Annotated in this window: 14 protein-coding genes and 1 tRNA gene; 7 read left to right on the top strand and 8 right to left on the bottom strand. The window is 70.4% G+C overall.

Features of this window, described 5'->3' with window-relative positions; all coding sequences use genetic code 11:
- Positions 1-130 precede the first annotated feature (130 nt).
- Both ACLJT4_RS37600 and ACLJT4_RS37595 read left to right on the top strand, forming a co-directional pair.
- Positions 131-1,351 carry an acetyl-CoA C-acetyltransferase gene (locus ACLJT4_RS37600; RefSeq protein ID WP_411129491.1) on the top strand — a complete coding sequence of 407 codons (1,221 nt, stop codon included), beginning with the start codon at positions 131-133 and terminating at the stop codon, positions 1,349-1,351.
- 455 nt (positions 1,352-1,806) lie between these two features.
- Positions 1,807-2,823 carry a hypothetical protein gene (locus ACLJT4_RS37595; RefSeq protein WP_411129489.1) on the top strand — a complete coding sequence of 339 codons (1,017 nt, stop codon included), beginning with the start codon at positions 1,807-1,809 and terminating at the stop codon, positions 2,821-2,823.
- On the opposite strand, the gene ACLJT4_RS37590 is transcribed toward ACLJT4_RS37595, so the two are convergent.
- Complete coding sequence (locus ACLJT4_RS37590) at positions 2,787-3,179, bottom strand: hypothetical protein (protein WP_411129487.1); 393 nt, start codon at positions 3,177-3,179, stop codon at positions 2,787-2,789. The two genes, ACLJT4_RS37595 and ACLJT4_RS37590, sit on opposite strands and share 37 nt — an antisense overlap.
- Before the next feature lie 106 nt (positions 3,180-3,285).
- On the opposite strand from ACLJT4_RS37590, the gene ACLJT4_RS37585 reads away from it, so the two are divergent.
- A complete protein-coding gene (locus ACLJT4_RS37585; RefSeq protein WP_016574476.1) occupies positions 3,286-3,513 on the top strand; it encodes a DUF4287 domain-containing protein in 228 nt (75 codons plus the stop codon).
- A gap of 81 nt (positions 3,514-3,594) precedes the next feature.
- Here ACLJT4_RS37585 and ACLJT4_RS37580 read toward each other — a convergent pair whose 3' ends face one another.
- A complete protein-coding gene (locus tag ACLJT4_RS37580) occupies positions 3,595-4,425 on the bottom strand; it encodes a Bax inhibitor-1/YccA family protein (RefSeq protein WP_038519845.1) in 831 nt (276 codons plus the stop codon).
- A gap of 556 nt (positions 4,426-4,981) precedes the next feature.
- Here ACLJT4_RS37580 and ACLJT4_RS37575 point away from each other — a divergent pair.
- Positions 4,982-7,831 carry a CDP-glycerol glycerophosphotransferase family protein gene (locus tag ACLJT4_RS37575; protein ID WP_411129536.1) on the top strand — a complete coding sequence of 950 codons (2,850 nt, stop codon included), beginning with the start codon at positions 4,982-4,984 and terminating at the stop codon, positions 7,829-7,831.
- The gene (locus ACLJT4_RS37570; RefSeq protein WP_411129484.1) at positions 7,831-9,000 is read left to right on the top strand and encodes a glycosyltransferase; all 1,170 of its coding nucleotides are present in this window, start codon (positions 7,831-7,833) and stop codon (positions 8,998-9,000) included. The genes ACLJT4_RS37575 and ACLJT4_RS37570 overlap by 1 nt, the downstream gene beginning before the upstream one ends.
- 113 nt (positions 9,001-9,113) lie before the next feature.
- Here the strand turns inward: ACLJT4_RS37570 and ACLJT4_RS37565 are convergent.
- Positions 9,114-9,195, bottom strand: a tRNA-Leu gene (locus tag ACLJT4_RS37565).
- 488 nt (positions 9,196-9,683) lie between these two features.
- Here ACLJT4_RS37565 and ACLJT4_RS37560 point away from each other — a divergent pair.
- Positions 9,684-10,505, top strand: coding sequence for an ABC transporter ATP-binding protein (locus tag ACLJT4_RS37560; protein WP_411129482.1), 822 nt, complete (start codon positions 9,684-9,686; stop codon positions 10,503-10,505).
- A 62-nt stretch (positions 10,506-10,567) separates the two neighbouring features.
- Positions 10,568-13,111 (top strand): ABC transporter permease, encoded by a 2,544-nt coding sequence (locus ACLJT4_RS37555; protein WP_411129480.1) that lies wholly within the window; start codon positions 10,568-10,570, stop codon positions 13,109-13,111.
- 97 nt (positions 13,112-13,208) lie between these two features.
- Here ACLJT4_RS37555 and ACLJT4_RS37550 read toward each other — a convergent pair whose 3' ends face one another.
- From ACLJT4_RS37550 to ACLJT4_RS37530, 5 genes are all read right to left on the bottom strand, one after another.
- Complete coding sequence (locus ACLJT4_RS37550) at positions 13,209-14,519, bottom strand: class I SAM-dependent methyltransferase (protein ID WP_411129478.1); 1,311 nt, start codon at positions 14,517-14,519, stop codon at positions 13,209-13,211.
- A gap of 201 nt (positions 14,520-14,720) precedes the next feature.
- Entirely contained in the window at positions 14,721-16,109 is a 1,389-nt protein-coding gene (locus ACLJT4_RS37545; protein WP_044376135.1) for an NAD(P)/FAD-dependent oxidoreductase, read from the bottom strand.
- A gap of 470 nt (positions 16,110-16,579) precedes the next feature.
- Entirely contained in the window at positions 16,580-17,521 is a 942-nt protein-coding gene (locus tag ACLJT4_RS37540) for an exopolyphosphatase (RefSeq protein ID WP_411129476.1), read from the bottom strand.
- Positions 17,518-18,120 (bottom strand): DUF501 domain-containing protein, encoded by a 603-nt coding sequence (locus ACLJT4_RS37535; RefSeq protein ID WP_411129474.1) that lies wholly within the window; start codon positions 18,118-18,120, stop codon positions 17,518-17,520. Before ACLJT4_RS37535 ends, ACLJT4_RS37540 begins: the two co-directional genes overlap by 4 nt.
- Positions 18,121-18,246: 126 nt before the next feature.
- A complete protein-coding gene (locus ACLJT4_RS37530; protein WP_411129472.1) occupies positions 18,247-18,735 on the bottom strand; it encodes an FtsB family cell division protein in 489 nt (162 codons plus the stop codon).
- Between the last annotated feature and the right edge of the window lie 8 nt (positions 18,736-18,743).

Below are 18,743 nucleotides of genomic sequence, written 5' to 3'. Positions count from 1 at the left end.
CACCCACCCCGTGACCTCTCGCACTACGTGCAGGTAACTTCCCAGACGGTCCGCCCTGTTCGCCGCCCACCACCGGTCACCACCGCGCCGGGGCGCCGGACGCCGCACCCACTCACCCCTTGGAGCCGTGATGCCCGAAGCCGTGATCGTCTCAGCCGCCCGCTCTCCGATCGGCCGCGCCTTCAAGGGCTCGCTCAAGGACCTGCGCCCGGACGACCTCACCGCGACGATCGTGCAGGCCGCCCTCGCCAAGGTGCCCGGGCTGGACCCGACCGACATCGACGACCTGATGCTGGGCTGCGGCCTGCCCGGCGGCGAGCAGGGCCACAACCTCGGCCGCATCGTGGCCGTCCAGATGGGGATGGACCACCTGCCGGGCTGCACCGTCACCCGGTACTGCTCCTCCTCGCTCCAGACGACCCGCATGGCGCTGCACGCCATCAAGGCCGGCGAGGGCGACGTGTTCGTCTCCGCGGGCGTCGAGATGGTCTCGCGCAGCGTCAAGGGCACCTCCGACGGCCTGCCGGACACCCACAACCCGCTGTTCGCGGAGGCCGAGGCGCGCACCGCGGCGCGCGCCGAGCAGGAGGGCGCCGACTGGCACGACCCGCGCGAGGACGGGCTGGTCCCGGACGCGTACATCGCGATGGGCCAGACCGCGGAGAACCTCGCCCGCCTCAAGGGCGTCACCCGCCAGGACATGGACGAGTTCGGGGTGCGGTCCCAGAACCTCGCCGAGCAGGCGATCAAGAACGGCTTCTGGGAGCGCGAGATCACCCCGGTGACGCTGCCCGACGGCACGGTCGTCGCCAAGGACGACGGCCCGCGGGCCGGCGTCACACTGGAGGGCGTGCAGGGCCTGAAGCCGGTCTTCCGCCCCGACGGCCTGGTGACCGCGGGCAACTGCTGTCCGCTGAACGACGGCGCCGCCGCCCTCGTGATCATGTCGGACACCAAGGCCCGCGAGCTGGGCCTGACCCCGCTGGCGCGGATCGTCTCCACCGGCGTCTCCGGCCTCTCCCCCGAGATCATGGGGTACGGCCCGGTGGAGGCCAGCAAGCAGGCCCTCGGCCGCGCCGGCCTCTCGATCTCCGACATCGACCTGGTGGAGATCAACGAGGCGTTCGCGGCGCAGGTGATCCCGTCCTACCGCGACCTGGGCATCGACCTGGACCGCCTCAACGTCAACGGTGGCGCGATCGCCGTCGGCCACCCCTTCGGCATGACCGGCGCCCGCATCACCACCACCCTGATCAACTCCCTCCAGTGGCACGACAAGCAGTTCGGCCTGGAGACCATGTGCGTCGGCGGCGGCCAGGGCATGGCGATGGTCATCGAGCGGCTGAGCTGAGCCGAGCGGGGCCGGGCCGGCACCGTCCGGCCCGGCGCCTGCGTGCGCCGAAGGGTGCGCGGGGAAACGGACCAACTCCCGTTCCCCGCGCACCCTTCGCGCTCGTCTGGGCACCGTCCGCGACGGCGAGTGACCCAGGCCACTCGGTGACAAGATCGCGACCCAATCGCCCCCAGGATTGTGACCAACATCCCGGGGAAGCAGCGTTCTTGCAGCTCAGCCGGGGGGCGCCCCACCGCAGAAGCCCTCATGGACCCCCCATTCAAGGACATACCACCCTGCGATCTCTCGCCGACCTCGGTCACGCTGTTGTAGGAAGTCGGAGAACAATCTGCTAACGGGAGTACGCCGGTGACCGGTCCGCGACAGTGTGTGGTGCGTATGCCCGGAAGTGAGCGAACCACCGAAAGGTGCGCGCCTCGCGAGTGCGAGGCCGAGCGAAGCGAGGTTTCGGCATGAGTGTCACCACCCTCGTCCTGCTGCTGGCCGCAGCAGTGGCCGTGGTGCTGGGCGCCGTCGCCCTGTGCACCGCCCGTGTGCTGCGCCGCCAGATCACCGCGCTGCACGCCGAGCTCGTCGCCGCCCGCGCGGACGCCACCGCCCGCGCGCAGGCCGCGAGCGTGGCCGCCGCGGCGGTCCCGGCCGCCCGTGGGGTGCCCACCGGCGAGACCCCGCTCGCGGACATACGCGCCGCCGTCGCGGACGCGCTGGCCGAGGAGCGGGAGCGGGAACTGGCCGAGGCGCGCGCCTTCTGGGCCGCGCAGGAGGCCAGGGAGTCCCTGAACGCGGACGCCCCGTCGCTGTCCGGGCCGCTGCCCGGCTTCGGCGACGACGGTCCGCTCGACGGCCGCGAGGGCCGGCGGGAGCAGTCCGAGCGGCTGGAGCTGGACCGGTTCGACGGGCATCCGTTCGTGCCGCGCCAGGCGGACCTGGCCGGGCTGGAGTCGCTGCTGGGCCCGGAGGGCCTGGAGCCGCTGCCGGCGCTGGAGCCCGTCGAGGCCCTGGAATCACTGGAGTCGCTGGAAACCCTGGAGTCCGTCGAGGCGCTGGAGGCCCTGGACGCGCCGGAGTTCGAGCTGGCCGAGGAGAGCGAATCCGCCGAACTCGCCGCCGCCCGCCGGCGCCACCCCTCGCACCCGGACTTCTCCCCCGTGCCGGCCGTCGCCGACCACGAGCGCACCGTGGCGCGCCTGGCGGAGCTGGCCCACGAGGGCACCCCGCTCGCCGACGTCCGCCCCGGTCCGCTGGGCACCCTGGACGTGTACGTCTTCGCGGACGGCACGACGCTCTGCCTGACCCCCGGCGACCGCGAGACCGCCGAGAGCGTGGCCGGCGCGCTGCGCGACGGCCACCGCCCGGTACTGCTCGGCGGGTCGGGGATCTCCGGGGCGTACGCGCTGACGTTCTCGTGGGGCGAGCGCCGCGACGAGAACGTCTACATCCTCGCGGACCGGGTCATCGCCTCGCTCTGAGCCGCGTCCCGGACGCGCTGCACGGCCTCCGCCAGATGCGTGGCGGGGGCCGTTTTCACGTCAGCTTCCGCACCGCCGGGGCCGTCCGCCACCGCTTCCGCGGCGGCCGTCCGCAGCGCCTCGACGAGGTCGTGTCCGGCCACGGCCACCTGGTCGCCGACCGCGAACATCCCGGCGTCCGGGAGTTCCCGGGGCTGCGCCCCAGGGCGTTCGATCAGCTGCGCGCGGGTCGCCAACTCACGCGCCAGCACCAGCCCTTCGGCCGCGGCACCGCGGCTCAGGGCGCTCTGCGGCAGCGCCCTGAGCCGGTCGGCGAGCGCGTCCACGGCGGTCTGCAAAGGCATCACGTCAAGCACGGCGCGAGCCTAAGCGCAACTCCCGGGTGGTTGCCAATGCCGGAAGCCTCAGGCACGGTGAGCGGAAGAACGGAAGAACCAGCATCGACCGCGTCCGGAGGCGCCGATGTCTCAGTCCTTCTCCCAAGAAACCCACCGGAACATGCTCTCCCGCATCCCGCACTGCACCGGCCGGGAAATCTCCGATTGGCTCCGCACCGTCGACGAGGGCCCCGCACTCGTCCGCTTCGACGAAAAGGTCAGTTGGCTGCGCGGTGCGCACGACCTCTCCTACGGTCACGCCAAGGCGATCGTGCACGAACACGATCTCCGGCGCGCAGCCCGCAAGTTCTGACCGGGCCCGGGCCGCGTCCCGTGAACGCGCGAGGGGCCCGCGGGCAGTTGCCCACGGGCCCCTCGTCCGTCGTACGGGGCGTCAGTCGCGCAGGATCGAGATCAGGCGCAGCATCTCCCAGTAGATCCACACCAGGGTCGTGGTCAGGCCGAACGCGGCCAGCCAGGACTCCTCGCGCGGAGCGCCGTACGCGACGCCGTCCTCGACCTGCTTGAAGTCCATGGCGAGGAAGAGCGCGCCGAGGACCACACCCACGATGCCGAAGACGATGCCCAGGCCGCCGCTGCGGAAGCCGAGGCCGTCACCCCCGCCGAACACCATGAAGAGCAGGTTGACCAGCGACAGCAGCACGAAGCCGAGCGCCGCGATCATCACGAAGCGGGTGAACCGCGCGGTGACCCGGACGATCCGGGTCTTGTAGGCGACCAGCATGGCGACGAAGACCGCCATCGTGCCCAGCACCGCCTGCATGGGGGCGCCGTTCATCTTCGGCAGGTCGTTGATGAAGCCGCTGAGCGCGCCGAGGAAGACGCCCTCCAGCGCGGCGTAGCCCAGGATCAGCGCAGGCACGGGCTTGCGCTTGAAGGACTGGATGAAGCCGAGCACCGTCGCGGCCAGCCCCGCGCCGATCGCGAAGGCGAGCTGTCCGGTCAGGAACAGCCAGCCCGCGGTGGCGCCGACGATGACCGTGCCGAGCGTCAGGCCCGTGCGCACGACGACGTCGTCCATCGTCATGGGGCGGGTCTGCGGGGTGTACTGCGGTGCGTGCTGCGGCGCCTCGGTGGCGTACGGGTTGGCTCCGGCGTACGGGTTGGCGGCGGGGCCCCCGGCCTGCGGCGGTGCGTTGAAGCCCGCGTAGCCGGTGCCTCGGCTGAACCCCCGTCGCGAGAAGACCGGGTTGCTGCTCCTCATCTCACTCCTCCATGGCCGCCCTGCGCGGCCTTGACGCAAGCGTAATGGCTTGGCAAAGACGCGTCTCTCGTTCTTGGGCAGGATCTTCCCCCACCCCACGCAGTACACGTCCTCTCCAGAGAGGACGTCCAGGGACGCGCGGAGGTGCCCGAACCGGCCGATCCGGTGCCGACCGGCGCCGTCTTCGTCACACCTGCCGCTGTGTCATGTGCCACTCGCCGGCGCGTGCGCCGGGCATCCGGGCCATCCAGATAGTCCGGACAAAATCCGGGTAATCGATCTTTTCCCGCCGCCGTCGAACGGGCATTTCCCGGCCCCGTCAACTCCGGGAGCCCGGGGTCACCGGCATGATCCGAATCCGATAAATGTCTGATCGCGCCACACCTGGGCAACCGATTGACCAGAGGCGTCGTCATACTGGCTAGCCGGTACCTGCCCTTGCCCGGGCAGTACCCCGTCACCACGTGTAGCGGTCCGGGTGCGGGTGGTCGTAAACCCCGTGTGTAGATGGGGCTATTCTGGCCGGAAACAGCAGCGAAAGAGGGTTGAGGTGCCTGTGCCTGACGTCTCAGTAGTCGTCATTGTCTACAACGACGCCGACCGGTTGCCGACCGCGGTCCAGTCCGTGCTGGACCAGACGCTCCGGGACGTCGAGGTGGTGATCGTCGACGATTGCAGCACCGACCGTTCTTTCGAGGTCGCGCAAGCGCTCGCCGCCACCCACCCCGAGCGGGTCAGAGCCTTCCAGCTGCCGGAGAACAGCGGTGCCGGCGGAGAGCCGCGGAACCACGGCATCCAGCACACCCGGGGACAGTACGTCATGTTCCTGGACAGCGATGACGTCCTGGAGCACAACGCCTGCCGCAATTTGCTGGAGGCCGCGGAGGAAACCGGCTCGGACATCGTCTCCGGCCTCTGCGTCCGCATCCACAAGGACACCCGGAACCAGAAGCGCGACGAGTGGTACTCCTGGCTCTATTCCACGACGCGCACCCTTGAGTCCGTTACGGAATTGCCGGACCTTTTCGTCTGGGACACCCTCTCCACCAACAAGTGCTACCGGCGCGAGTTCCTCATCGAGAATGACCTCCGGTTCCCCAAGGGGATGTTCTACGAAGACCTGATGTTTATCGCCGACGCCTATCTCGCGGCGAAGCGCATCACCCTGATCCCCAATCAGGTCTACTTCTGGAACGTCTTCGAGAAGGCCGCCGTGAAGTCGGTGACGAACCGGCGCCACGAGATGACCAATTACATCCACCGGCTGGAGGTCCACCGGCGGATCGACGCCGCACTGGTGGAGCGCGGGCTCACCGAGATGAAGCTCGCCAAGGACGTCAAATTCCTCAAGCACGACCTGGTGCTGCACCTGCGGGACCTGCCCTTCCGGGACGAGGCGTACCGCCAGGAGTTCGCCGCGCTCTCCAAGGAGTACCTCGCCAACCTCGCGCCCGAGGCGTACGAGCGGGTCCTGCCGATACAGGCCATCTGCGCCTACCTGCTCCAGCAGGGTGACTGGGACAACCTCATCCCGGCGGTCGACACCCTCATCAACCGTGACAAGCTCTCCTCGCCGCTGGCCCAGCACGACGGCCGGATCTACTGGTGCGACGGGCACTTCGACGACGCGTTCGGCCGCCAGGTGCTGGACGTGACGGACATCGGGTACCACGAGAAGCCGGTCAACCAGCTGTTCCTGCGCAACCAGCTCACCCGGTTCGCCGAGGAGGGCAACACCGTCTCGCTGGCCGGACGGATCACCAATCCGCTCGGCGTGGTCCCCGAGGGCGCCAAGCTCGCCGGCGCGCTGGAGTTCAGCGCCCGCCGCCGCAGCCTGCAGTCCTTCTCCTTCCCGGTGCAGACGGTGCGCCACGACGGTGACGCCGTGGTGTGGGAGACCGCAGCGGACCTCACCGCCCAGCTGCGCCCGCTGGGCATCGTCGACACCATCTGGGACGTCCGGCTGCGGCTGACCGTCGACGGAAAGCCCACCACCTCCCGGCTGACGGTGGCCGACACCGAGCTGGCCGGTGGACCGCTGCCGATCCGGCCGCGGCTGAGCCGGATGGTCGCCGACCACATCGAGCCGCACATCTCCTCCAAGGGCCACCTGGCGTTCCGCCTGATCAGCGAGGGCCAGAAGGCCGAGCGCGTGCAGGAGCTCATCGCCAAGGGCGTCCGCGGCAGGCCGGGGACCCTGGCGAAGAGCGGCTTCCGCAAGGCCAAGGCGCTGCGCAAGACGCTGACCTCCGGGGACACCAAGCTGCGTGCGTACCACGAGGTGTTCAGCCGGCTGCCGATCAAGAAGCGCACGGTGGTCTTCGAGAGCCACCTGGGCAAGCAGTACAGCGACAGCCCGCGCGCCATCTACGAGGAGATGCGCCGGCAGGGCCTGAAGTTCGAGGCGATCTGGGCGTACGCCGGGTCCCCGAAGGACTTCCCCAAGGACGCCACGCTGGTCAAGCGCTGGTCGCTGCCGTACCTCAAGGCGCTCGCGCAGGCCGAGTTCTGGGTGGACAACCAGAGCTACCCGCTCAAGCTGACCAAGCGCCCCGAGACCACCTACATCCAGACCTGGCACGGGTCGGCGCTGAAGAACATGGGCTTCGACCAGCCCTCGCTCAAGGCCCAGACCCGCCAGCAGCAGGCCGAGCAGCAGCAGTCGCTGGACCGCTTCGACCGGTTCCTGTGCCGCACCGAGCACGACGCGCGGACGCTGGCCAAGGCGTTCCGCCTGAAGGAGAAGACCCTGCTGCGGGTGGGTTACCCGCGCAACGACGCGCTGGTCAAGGCGCGGCTGCGGGAGACCGAGCTGGGCCACCGGGAGCGCGGTCCGCTCGCCGCGGAGCTGGGCATCCCCGCGGACAAGAAGGTGCTGCTGTACGCGCCGACGTTCCGCAAGGCGGGCGGCCGGCACGGCCGGTTCGCGCTCCCCTTCGACGTGGAGCGCTTCGCCGACGAGTTCGGCGACCGCTACGTCCTGCTGGTCCGTTCGCACTACCTCAACCACGTGGTGCTGCCGCCGACCGTGCAGGGCCGGGTCATCGACGTCTCCGCACGGCACGACATCACGCCGATCCTGGAGCTGGCCGACGGCCTGGTCACGGACTATTCGTCGGTGATGTTCGACTACTCGCTGCTCGACCGGCCGCTGATCTTCTTCACCTACGACTACGACGAATACGTGCACGAGGGCCGCGGAACGTACTTCGATCTGCTGGAGCACGCCCCCGGCCCGGTGGTGCGCACCGAGGACGATTTCTTCGAGGCCATGGCTTCTTTCGAGTCCCAGCAGCTGGAATACGCCAAGGACCGCAAGGAATTCGTCGCCAAGTTCGGGGAATACGACCAGGGCGACGCCGCACAGAGCATCGTCGACCAGTTCTTTGCGCAGTGGAGCCGTTGATGACCAAGTCGAACGCAGCCGGGCCGCGGGACGTCTTCTTCGTCTCCAACAGCGTCAACGAGCTGGGCGGCATCACCAGTTGGTCGCACCAGATGGCGCGCCTGTTCGCCGAGCAGGGCCACCGGGTGCACGTCATCGGAATCGTGCCGCCGCCCGAGGGCCGGATCCACGAGCTCGGCCCCGACCTGCCCTACGAGACCACCACGCTCTACGACGTGCACCCGCCGAGCGTCCGCCCGGTGCGGGGCCTGAAGGACAAGCTGAACGTCGTCGAGCAGCGCCGCCGGGCCGCCCGCGAGGCCGGCATGCACGAGCAGGCCGCCAAGATGAGCGCGCTGTTCCGGGCCGCGCGGCCGCACGGCGTGGTGATCGTCACGCAGGTGTGGGCGATGGAGTGGGTGGCGCTGGCCGACACCGCCGGGCTGGCGGTCATCGGTATGAGCCACGAGTCGTTCGAGACCTGCCGCAAGTCGTCCCGCTTCGCCCGCGTCAAGCGGTTTTACCAGGACGTCGACCGGATGCTGCCGCTGACCCGGGAGGACGCGGACAAGTGGATCCGGCAGCGGATGGACAACGTCGGCTTCATGCCGAACCCGCTGCCGTTCTTCCCCGAGGTGCCCTCGGAGCGTTCCCAGAAGGTCGTCGCGAGCATCGGCCGGCTGCACGAGGAGAAGGGCGTCGACCTGCTCCTGGAGGCGTGGGCGAAGGTCGCGCCGCAGCACCCGGACTGGACACTGCGGCTCTACGGCTCCGGCGAGGAGGCCGAGGCGCTGCGCAAGCAGGCGGCCGAGCTGGGGGTGACCGATTCGGTCGAGTGGATGGGGCGCACCAGCGACGTCGCCGGCGCGCTGCGCGAGAGCGCGGTCTTCGCGCTGAGCTCGCGCGGTGAGGGCTTCCCGCTCGCGCCCATGGAGGCGATGGCCACCGCGGTGCCGTGTGTGGCGTTCGACGTGGCGCCCGGCGTCCGCGAGATCATCACCGACGGCGTCGACGGCTTCCTGGCCCCGCCGGGCAACATCACCGAATTCGCCCGGCACCTCGACGCCCTGATGTCGGACGAGGAGCTGCGGGACCGGATGGGCGAGCTGGCCCGGGAGAACATCCAGCGGTTCTCGACCGACGAGATCGTCGCCCGTTGGGAGGCGCTGTTCGCGCTCGTGGAGCGCTGAGCGGGGCCCGCACAATACCGAGGAGGGGCCGCCGGGTAATCCCGGCGGCCCCTCTCCGCAAGTAAGTTGAATATTCAGGTATTTACGGGTCTTTGTCCCGCTGCCCGCGGAAGTGCCCGGAGCCGGACTTGAACCGGCACGGCCCGAAGGCCAGCGAGGTTTAAGCTCGCCGTGTCTGCATTCCACCATCCGGGCTTGGGGTCCCCCATGCCACCCTCCAAGAAGGCAGCACGAGCGTAGCCCGCAGCGCACCAACCAGATCGGCCGCTCTTCCCGAGGTTGTCTTATTTTATTGGCAACTGAGGGTGCATCAGTGACCGCCAGGGCCCCCGGCACATGCCTGATGCCCATGTTCACCGGTGCCCGCGAGGGCGAAATTCGACCCTGAATTGACGAAAATTCGACGCCTGCGCGAGGGCCTCCCGACGGCCTTCCCGGCCCCTCCGCCACCGCCCCCGCGGCCCCCCTCACGGCGCCGCCGGCCTCAGAGACGGCCTCATACCGAGGGATGACGGAGCGGGGAGAGCTAATCCCTGGGGGCGGTCCAAGGACGGTCACACGGGTTGACGTCCGGACCCGGTGAGCTGCCGGACGATGGAAACCGATGTTCCACCGCCCACCCACCGCGGCACCGTGCCGGCGCGGGAGCGGCCCGTTCCCCGTCCTGACAGGAGTCATTTCCCGTGACCACCACCCACTCCGGTGTCTCCCCCGCCGGCCGCAGCACCGCGGTAGCCGCCCGCGCCACGGATCTCACCAAGGTCTACGGACACGGCGAGACCCGGGTGGTCGCCCTGGACGCGGTCTCCGTCGACTTCCGGCAGGCCCAGTTCACCGCGATCATGGGCCCCTCCGGGTCCGGCAAGTCCACGCTGATGCACTGCATGGCCGGCCTGGACGCGATCTCCAGCGGGTCCGCGAAGATCGGCGACGTCGAGCTGACCGGGCTGAAGGACAAGAAGCTCACCCAGCTGCGGCGCGACAAGATCGGTTTCGTCTTCCAGGCGTTCAACCTCCTCCCGACGCTCACCGCCCTGGAGAACATCACCCTCCCCATGGACATCGCCGGCCGGAAGCCGGACCGCGCCTGGCTGGACCGCGTCGTGGAGACCGTCGGCCTGTCCGGCCGGCTCAAGCACCGCCCGAGCCAGCTCTCCGGCGGCCAGCAGCAGCGCGTGGCGGTGGCCCGCGCCCTGGCCTCCCGGCCCGAGATCATCTTCGCCGACGAGCCCACCGGCAACCTCGACTCCCGCTCCGGCGCCGAGGTCCTGGGCTTCCTGCGCAACTCCGTGCGCGAGCTGGGCCAGACGGTGGTGATGGTGACCCACGACCCGGTCGCGGCGTCGTACGCGGACCGCGTGATATTCCTCGCCGACGGCCGGATCGTCGACGACATGCCCGACCCCAGCGCCGACATGGTGCTGGAGCGCATGCTGGGCCTCTCCGACGGCGCCGCCGCGCGGCCCCGGACCCCCGGTTTCGACACCACGGGCCGCGTCAGCTGACCGGCAGCAGCCACCTTCCCCACCCGGACACCCCGGACCACTTCTCCAGGACTGACCCACTCATGTTCCGTACCGCCTTGCGCAATGTGCTCGCGCACAAGGCCCGGCTGCTGATGACCGTCCTCGCCGTCATGCTCGGCGTGGCCTTCGTCTCCGGCACCCTGGTCTTCACCTCGACCATCTCCGACGCCACCCAGAACTCCTCCCGCAAGGGCTTCGACAACGTCGATGTGGCCATCAAGGGATCCGACGACACCCGGAGCGCACCCGGAGCGCGCTCCCCGCTCGACCAGAAGCTGCTCGACAAGGCTGCCCACCTGCCCGGCGCCGCCTCCGCCACCGGTACCGTCTCCGGCTTCACCGCCATCGCCGACAAGGGCGGCAAGCTGATCGGCGACGGCTTCCCGACCACCGGCAGCAACTACTTCCCCGGCAGGGGCGGCAAGGACGCCCGCTATCCGATGCGGGACGGCGCCGCCCCCAAGGGCCCCCAGGAGTTCGCGCTCGACGCCCGTACCGCCGACCGCGGCGGCTACAAGGTCGGCGACACCGTCCGGATATCCGTCGACGGACCGGTCCGCGAGCAGAAGCTGACCGGCATCTTCACGACCGACGACGGCGCGGTCGCGGCCGGCGGCACCCTCGCACTGTTCGACACCGCCACCGCCCAGAGGCTGTTCACGGCGCCCGGCGTGTTCAACGAGATCGACATCAAGGCCGCCCCCGGCACCTCTCAGACAGCCTTGAAGGACGCGGCCGAGAAGATCCTGCCCACGCAGGGCGCCACCGCCACCAGCCGCAAGCAACTCGTTGACGCCCAGGCAAAGTTCATCGCCACCGCCATGGAGGGCATGAAGAACGCGCTGCTGGCCTTCGCCGGCATCGCCCTCTTCGTCGGCATCTTCATCATCGCCAACACCTTCACCATGCTCGTCGCCCAGCGCACCAAGGAGCTGGCACTGATGCGCGCGGTCGGCGCCAGCCGCCGCCAGATCACCCGCTCGGTGCTGGCCGAGGCGCTCGTCATCGGCACAGTGGCCGCAGTGACCGGACTGCTGGCCGGTATCGGCATCGCCGCCGGACTGCGTGCCCTGATAGGCGCCACCGGCTCCACGATGCCCGACGGCCCGCTGGTGGTCTCACCGTCCACGATCGTGACGTCCCTGCTGGTCGGCACCGTCGTCACGGTCCTGGCCGCCTGGCTGCCCGGCCGCCGGGCCGCGAAGATCCCGCCGGTCGCCGCGATGAACAGCACGCACGCCACCGCCACCACCAAGTCGCTGGTGGTCCGCAACACCATCGGCGCGCTCCTCGCCGGTGGCGGTGCGGCGGCGGTCCTGACCGCCACCGGGATGTCCTACAGCGGGTCCGCCCGGGCCACCATGGGCATTGGTGTGGGGCTGCTGCTGATCGGTGTGCTGGTCCTGACTCCGCTGCTCTCCCGCCCGCTGATCGCACTTGCCTCCCCCGTCCTGCGGCTCTTCGGGATCTCCGGCGTCCTGGCCCGGCAGAACGCGGTCCGTAACCCGCGCCGCACGGCCGCCACCGCCTCCGCGCTGACGATCGGACTGATGCTGATCACCGGCATGACGGTGGTCGCGGGCAGCGCCCAGCAGGCCATCGACAAAGAGACCACCAGCTCCCTGCAGGCCGACTACGTGGTCTCCATGGCGACCCGGACGCCGCTCTCCCCCGACGTGGCGAAGGAGCTCAGCGGTCTGGGCGAGGTCACCGCGATCAGCCCGCTGCGCAGCGCCTCGGCCCGGGTCGGCTCGGACGTCGAGCAGCTGACCGGCGTCAACGGCAAGGACTTCGGCAAGCTCACCCAGCTCGACTTCACCAAGGGCTCGCTGGGTGACCTGCGCGGCGGACGGGCGGTGGTGGACGACGCCACCGCCAAGGCGAAGGGCTGGCAGCCGGGCTCCCAGGTGCCGGTGACGTTCGAGGACGGCAAGAAGGACACGCTGACCGTCTCGGGCATCTACCAGAGCAGTCAGATGCTCCACGGCCTCGTCCTGGACAACACCGTCCTGGCCCCGCACCAGAAGCACGCCACCGACACGAAGGTGCTGGTCAAGACCAAGCACGGCGCGAGCGCCGAGTCCAAGGACACCCTGGACAAGGCCCTCGGCAAGAACCCGGCGATCACCATCGCGGACAAGAAGGACATCTCCAACTCCCTCGCCCAGAACTTCACGCTGATGCTGAACATGCTCTACGGCCTGCTGGCCATGGCGGTGGTCGTCGCGGTGCTCGGCGTCATCAACACCCTCGCGATGTCGGTCTTCGAACGTGCCCAGGAGATCGGCATGCTGCGCGCCATCGGTCTGGACCGCCGCGGCATCAAGCGAATGGTCCGCCTGGAGTCGCTGGTGATCTCCCTCTTCGGCGGAGTACTCGGCGTCGGCCTCGGTGTCTTCTTCGCCTGGTCGACCGGCGAACTGATCAAGGCCACCGGCCAACTGTCGACCTACGAAACGGTGCTGCCCTGGGGCCGGATGAGCGGCTTCCTCGCCCTGGCCGCGCTCGTGGGCGTCCTGGCCGCGCTGTGGCCGGCACGCCGGGCGGCGAGGCTCAACGTGCTCACCGCGATCAAGGCCGAGTAGCCGGGCGGAGCCGGGACCGGGCCGGCCGTCCGGTCGCCTCGGTGCCGCCGCCGTCCCCGGCCCCCCGAGGGGGGCCGGGGACGGCGGCGGGGGCACGTCAGCCGGCCCAGGTCCGGGCCCGCAGCGGCATCCCGCAGGCGCCGGAGTCCGGGGTGCGGACGGCGAGGACCTGGTTGACCCCTATGCGGTTGCGCTCGAACGACAGCGCCGAGGCGGCCATGTAGAGCCGCCAGACCCGGGCCCGGCCGGGGGACGTGAGCCGCACCGCCTCGGTCCAGTGGGCCTCCAGGTTGGCCACCCACTGGCGCAACGTCAGCGCGTAGTGCTCCCGGATCACCTCGACGTCCCGGACCTCGAAGCCGGCCTCCTCCAGTTGCCCGACCGTCCGCCCCACCGGCGCCAGCTCGCCGTCGGGGAAGACGTAGCGGTCGATGAACTCGTCGACCCGGTACGTCTCCTCGTCCGCCAGCGGCCGCCGCGCGATCTGGTGGTTGAGCAGCCGTCCGCCGGGCTTCAGCAGGGCGTGCAGCAGACCGGCGTACTCCGCGTACTGTGCCCGGCCGACGTGCTCGGCCATCCCGATCGAGGAGATCGCGTCGAACGGCCCGTCGGCGATCTCGCGGTAGTCCTGGACCCGGATCTCGACCCGGTCGGCGAGCCCGGCGTCGGCGATCCGCTTGCGGGCGAAGGTGGCCTGCTCCTCGGAGAGCGTGATGCCGACCGCCCGCACGCCGTACTCGCGGGCCGCGTGCAGCACCATCGAGCCCCAGCCGCAGCCCACGTCCAGCAGCCGCTGGCCCTCCGTCAGGCCGAGCTTGCGGCAGATCAGGTCGAGCTTGGCGCGCTGGGCGTCCTCCAGGCTCCCGTCCGGGGACTCCCAGTACGCGCAGGAGTAGACCATCGACGGGCCGAGCACCAGCGCGTAGAAGTCGTTGCCGACGTCGTAGTGGTGGCTGATGGCCTGGCGGTCGCGGAGCAGGGAGTGCAGTGGCCCGCGGCGCGGCCGGGCCTCTTCGGCGGGCGGTGCGGGCGGGACGGGCAGACCCGCCAGGGAGAGCAGTTCCTTGCCGGCGGCACGGACCTCGGGGCGGGCCAGGGCCCGCAGCACGGCGGCGCGGGCGGGCTTCGGGGCGGCGCTGCCGCGCTCCCAGATCAGCCCGGCGAGCAGGTCGAGCGCTTCGTAGAGGTCCCCGTCGACGTCGACGTCACCGGCCACCCAGGCCCGGGCCAGGCCCAACTCGCCTGGCTTGAACAGCAGTCGTCGCAGGGCCCGACGATTGCGGAAGACCAGCGTGGGGGCTCCCGGGGGGCCGGCTTCGCTGCGGTCCCAGGCGCGGATCCGCACCGGGAGCGGGGTCCCCAGCACCTCCTCGGCGAGCTTGGTGAGCCGTCCAGCGGCACCGGCCATGTCGCAACACCTCCGTCATGACGAGTCGGGCAAAGAAGTTTCACCCACCACGTAAACGCCAAGTGGGCCCTCAGATAGTCCCGTTCGCCTGCTAGAGAACAACACGGCGTGCCGTTTCAGCCACACCCGAGCATGCCGAAGGGCGCCCGCCCCACGGATGGCGGACGCCCTTCGGGCTGGTCGGAGTACCCGACCGATGGTTCAGGAAGCCTTGGCCTTCGGCTTGTCCCCGTCGGCCGCGGCGGCCGGGGCGGGGGCCGGCTTGGCGGCCTCGTAGAACTCCTCGCGGGGGTTCTCCATGGCGCCGAGCGAGACGACCTCGCGCTTGAGGAAGACGGCCAGCGTCCAGTCGGCGAAGACCCGGATCTTGCGGTTGAACGTCGGCATCGCCATGCCGTGGTACGCGCGGTGCATGTACCAGGCGAGACGGCCCTTGAGCTTGATCTTCATCTTGCCCATGACGATCATCGCGACGCCCTTGTGGAGGCCGAGGCCGGCCACCGCGCCCTTGTTAGCGTGGCTGTACTCCTTCTGCGGGAAGCCCCGCATGCCGGAGACCACGTTGTCGCCGAGGACCTTGGCCTGCCGCAGCGCGTGCTGCGCGTTCGGCGGGCACCAGGCGTTCTCGTTGCCGTTCTTGCGGCCGACCAGGTCGGGGACCTGGGCGTTGTCGCCGGCCGTCCAGATGTAGTCGGTGCCCTTGACCTGGAGGGTGGGCTCGGCGTCGATGTGACCGCGCGGGCCCAGCGGCAGGCCGAAGCGGGAGAGCGCCGGGTTCGGCTTGACGCCCGCGGTCCACACGATGGTGTTGGACAGCACCTCGAGGCCGTTGTCCAGGATGACGTGGCCGTCGACGCAGGACTTCATGCCGGTCTTGAGGTAGACCTCGACGCCCCGGGACTCCAGGTGCTCCTTGCCGTAGGCGCCGAGCTTGGGACCGACCTCGGGGAGGATCTTGTCCGCGACGTCGACCAGCAGGAAGCGCATGTCCTCGCGCTTGACGTTCTTGTAGTACTTCGCGGCGTCGCGGGCCATGTCCTCGACCTCGCCGACGGTCTCCGCACCGGCGAAGCCACCACCGATGAAGACGAAGGTCAGCGCCTTGCGGCGGACCTCCTCGTCAGTCGTGGAGTCAGCCTTGTCCAGCTGCTCCAGGACGTGGTTGCGCAGGCCGATGGCCTCCTCGATGCCCTTCATGCCGATGCCGTTCTCGGCCAGGCCGGGGATCGGGAAGGTGCGGGAGACGGCGCCCATCGCGACGACCAGGTAGTCGAAGGGCAGCTCGTACGCATCGCCCACGAGCGGGGCGATGGTGGCGACCTTGCGGTCCTGATCGATGGTGGTCACCCGACCGGTGAGGACCTCCGCCTTGGGCAGCACGCGCCGCAGCGGGACCACAACGTGACGGGGGGAGATGCTGCCGGCCGCAGCTTCAGGGAGGAAGGGCTGGTACGTCATGTACGAGCGCGGGTCGACGACCGTGACGGTCGCCTCGCCGTACCGCATCTTCTTCAGGATGCGGCGTGCCGCGTACAGGCCTACGTACCCACCGCCTACAACGAGGATCCTGGGACGCTCCGTGGTGCTCATGCAATCGAGTATCCACCCCCACTTGGGGGGTCGCTCGTGAGCCCCTTCACAAGAATGACGGAGGCATCTGCTACACTCCGCCGTCCCCGTGACCGACGCCATAGCGCGTTCGGGGAACCACGGTATAACGCGACACGTTGGATACCCCTGTTGATCAGGGGTTGTCCCCTCGTGAAGGGCCGTACCAAGGCCCTGGAGGGCACTCGCGTAACACGGTGGAGACCCACCGTAGACCCCGCATTCTTCGGGCAGATGAGTCCTTGGACCTTCGAATGAGGGTCGAATGGCCCTCCAGTTCGCCCGGGAGGCGGGTTTTTCATGTGAAGGATTTCACGAACTTTCTTCCCGGACGACCTTCCGGGACCCCTCCAGGGGCCCCGAAACCCGCTCGGGCGGCGCCGCGCCCGCTCAAAAGCCGCGGTGCGGACGGCGGTTGCGGCGCCGCCCACGGGGCCTGACCGACCTGCCGGTCAGGCGATGCTCCAGGCGATTCCGTCCAGAATGTCGTGCTCGCTGACGACGACCTCGTCGGCGCCCACCCGATCCATGATCGACAGCAGGACCAGGGCGCCGGCGGCGATGACGTCGACCCGCCCCGGGTGCATGACGGGGATCGCCGCGCGCTCGGCGTGGGTGGAGGTCAGCAGCCGCTCGGTGATCTCGGCGACCGTGGCCCGGGACATCCGGGAGTGGTGGATGGCCGCCGACTCGTACTGGTCCAGGCCGAGCGCGACCGCGGCGACGGTGGTCACCGAACCGGCCAGGCCGACCAGCGTGGCGGCCTCGGTCAGCGGGACGGTCTCCTCGGCGCGGTCCAGGGCCGCGGCGATGTCGGCCTTGATCGCGGCGATCCGCTCCGGCGCGGGCGGGTCGGAGACCACACCGTCGTGGACCAGGTGGCGCTCGGTCATCCGGACGCAGCCGACGTCGACCGAGCGCGCCGCCCGGACCGTACGGTCGCCGAGCACGAACTCCGTCGAGCCGCCGCCGATGTCCACCACGAGGTAGGGGAGTTCGATGTGCGGGTGGCCGGTCAGCTCCTTGGTGGCGCCGACGAAGGAGAACTCCGCCTCCTGGTCCCCGCTGATCACCTCGGGCTCGACGCCGAGGATGTCCACCACCCCGCGGACGAACTCGTCGCGGTTCTCCGCGTCCCGGGACGCGGAGGTCGCCACGAACCGCAGCCGCTCCGCGCCCAGGTCCTTGATCACCGCGGCGTACTTCCGGCAGGCCGCGAAGGTGCGCTCCAGCGCCTCGGGCGCCAGCCGCCCCGTGCGGTCCACGCCCTGGCCCAGCCGGACGATCTCCATCCGGCGGTCCAGGTCCTTCAGCTCACCGGTCTCCGGGTCGAGGTCGGCGACCAGCAGGCGGATGGAGTTGGTACCGCAGTCGATGGCGGCGACCCGCTTCACTTGGCGTCTCCTTCGGGACGGCGGTCGCCGTCGGCGGCGTCCGGCCGGGTTTCGGAGGTGTGCGCGGGGCCCGGGGCGGGCTCCGCGCAGGGCGTCACGCAGGGGCCCTTGCGCCACCACTCGGGGAGCATCGCCAGGGCCTCGTCACCGAGCGGGTTGACGCCCGGCCCGGCGGCCAGCGAGTGGCCGACGAGCACGTGCAGGCACTTGACCCGGTCGGGCATCCCGCCCGCGCTCGGGAAGCCCTGGAGCACCTCGATGGCGTCCCGCCGACGGATGTAGTCCTCGTGGGCCGCGCGGTAGGCGGCGGCCAGTTCGGGGTCGTTCGCCAGTCGCTCGGTCATCTCCTTCATCACGCCGTTGGCCTCCAACGTGCCGATCGCGGACGCGGCCCGCGGGCAGGTGAGGTAGTAGAGCGTGGGGAAGGGGGTGCCGTCCTCCAGGCGCGGTGCGGTCTCCACGACGTCCGGCTGCCCGCACGGGCAGCGGTGCGCGATGGTGCGCAGGCCGCGCGGCGGGCGGCCGAGCTGGTCCTTGAAGGCGGCGATGTCCGCGGCGGTGGGCTCGGTGGGCTCGGTCTGGGGCGGGGGGGTGTCCATGTGCGCTTTCGGTCAGGGCCGGAGGTGGGTGGCGGCGGGGCCGGGCGGCGGCGGGAGACCGGTGGCGTCCCGCGCGACCGCGTGCGGGCCCGCGCGTACAGTCTCGCCGGTCGTGGCCGTCGGGGGCTACCGCCCGATCGTGGCGGCGGGTCCCGCGGCGTCAGCGGTGTCGGCGGCGTCGACATCGCTCCAGAGCTTGTCGTACCAGGGGCGCTGGGCCGCCTTGGCCTCCTTGGGGGCGGCGCGGACGCCGGAGCCGTCCTGGACGACGTATCCGGTCTCGCCCGGCATGACGTAGTGGAGGTGGCGGCGGGCCTGCTGCCGGACGTACGCCGGGTCCTGCCAGCGGGCCTTCTCGTCGCGCAGCCGGTCGAGCGCGGCGGCGGCGTCCTGGGCCTTGCGGCGCTGGTCGGCGATGTCCGAGCGCTGGGAGATGTACTGCCGCATGGGGTAGGCGAGGGCGACCACCAGCGAACACATCACCAGCGCCAACAGGGCGGCGCGGCCGGTGAGGCGGTTGCGGCGGGGGCGCCGCTTGGCGCGGTGGACACGGGCGGCGGCCTGTTCGCCGAGCGCCTTGAGCCGGGTCGCGGTGGAGAACCGGTCCGCGGGCACGTCGCCTC

This window comes from Streptomyces sp. x-19 (assembly GCF_046549115.1).
Classification (GTDB): Bacteria; Actinomycetota; Actinomycetes; order Streptomycetales; family Streptomycetaceae; genus Streptomyces; species Streptomyces albulus_C.
This window is presented reverse-complemented; position numbering and strand designations above follow the sequence as displayed.

What these genes read in the sequence shown, in the direction of transcription:
- ACLJT4_RS37600 (WP_411129491.1), top strand. Translation starts at nt 131, where the DNA reads ATGCCCGAAGCCGTGATCGTCTCAGCCGCCCGCTCTCCGATCGGCCGC.
- ACLJT4_RS37550 (WP_411129478.1), bottom strand. Translation starts at nt 14,519, where the DNA reads ATGGCCGGTGCCGCTGGACGGCTCACCAAGCTCGCCGAGGAGGTGCTG.
- ACLJT4_RS37570 (WP_411129484.1), top strand. Translation starts at nt 7,831, where the DNA reads ATGACCAAGTCGAACGCAGCCGGGCCGCGGGACGTCTTCTTCGTCTCC.
- ACLJT4_RS37555 (WP_411129480.1), top strand. Translation starts at nt 10,568, where the DNA reads ATGTTCCGTACCGCCTTGCGCAATGTGCTCGCGCACAAGGCCCGGCTG.
- ACLJT4_RS37595 (WP_411129489.1), top strand. Translation starts at nt 1,807, where the DNA reads ATGAGTGTCACCACCCTCGTCCTGCTGCTGGCCGCAGCAGTGGCCGTG.
- ACLJT4_RS37580 (WP_038519845.1), bottom strand. Translation starts at nt 4,425, where the DNA reads ATGAGGAGCAGCAACCCGGTCTTCTCGCGACGGGGGTTCAGCCGAGGC.
- ACLJT4_RS37585 (WP_016574476.1), top strand. Translation starts at nt 3,286, where the DNA reads ATGTCTCAGTCCTTCTCCCAAGAAACCCACCGGAACATGCTCTCCCGC.
- ACLJT4_RS37545 (WP_044376135.1), bottom strand. Translation starts at nt 16,109, where the DNA reads ATGAGCACCACGGAGCGTCCCAGGATCCTCGTTGTAGGCGGTGGGTAC.
- ACLJT4_RS37535 (WP_411129474.1), bottom strand. Translation starts at nt 18,120, where the DNA reads ATGGACACCCCCCCGCCCCAGACCGAGCCCACCGAGCCCACCGCCGCG.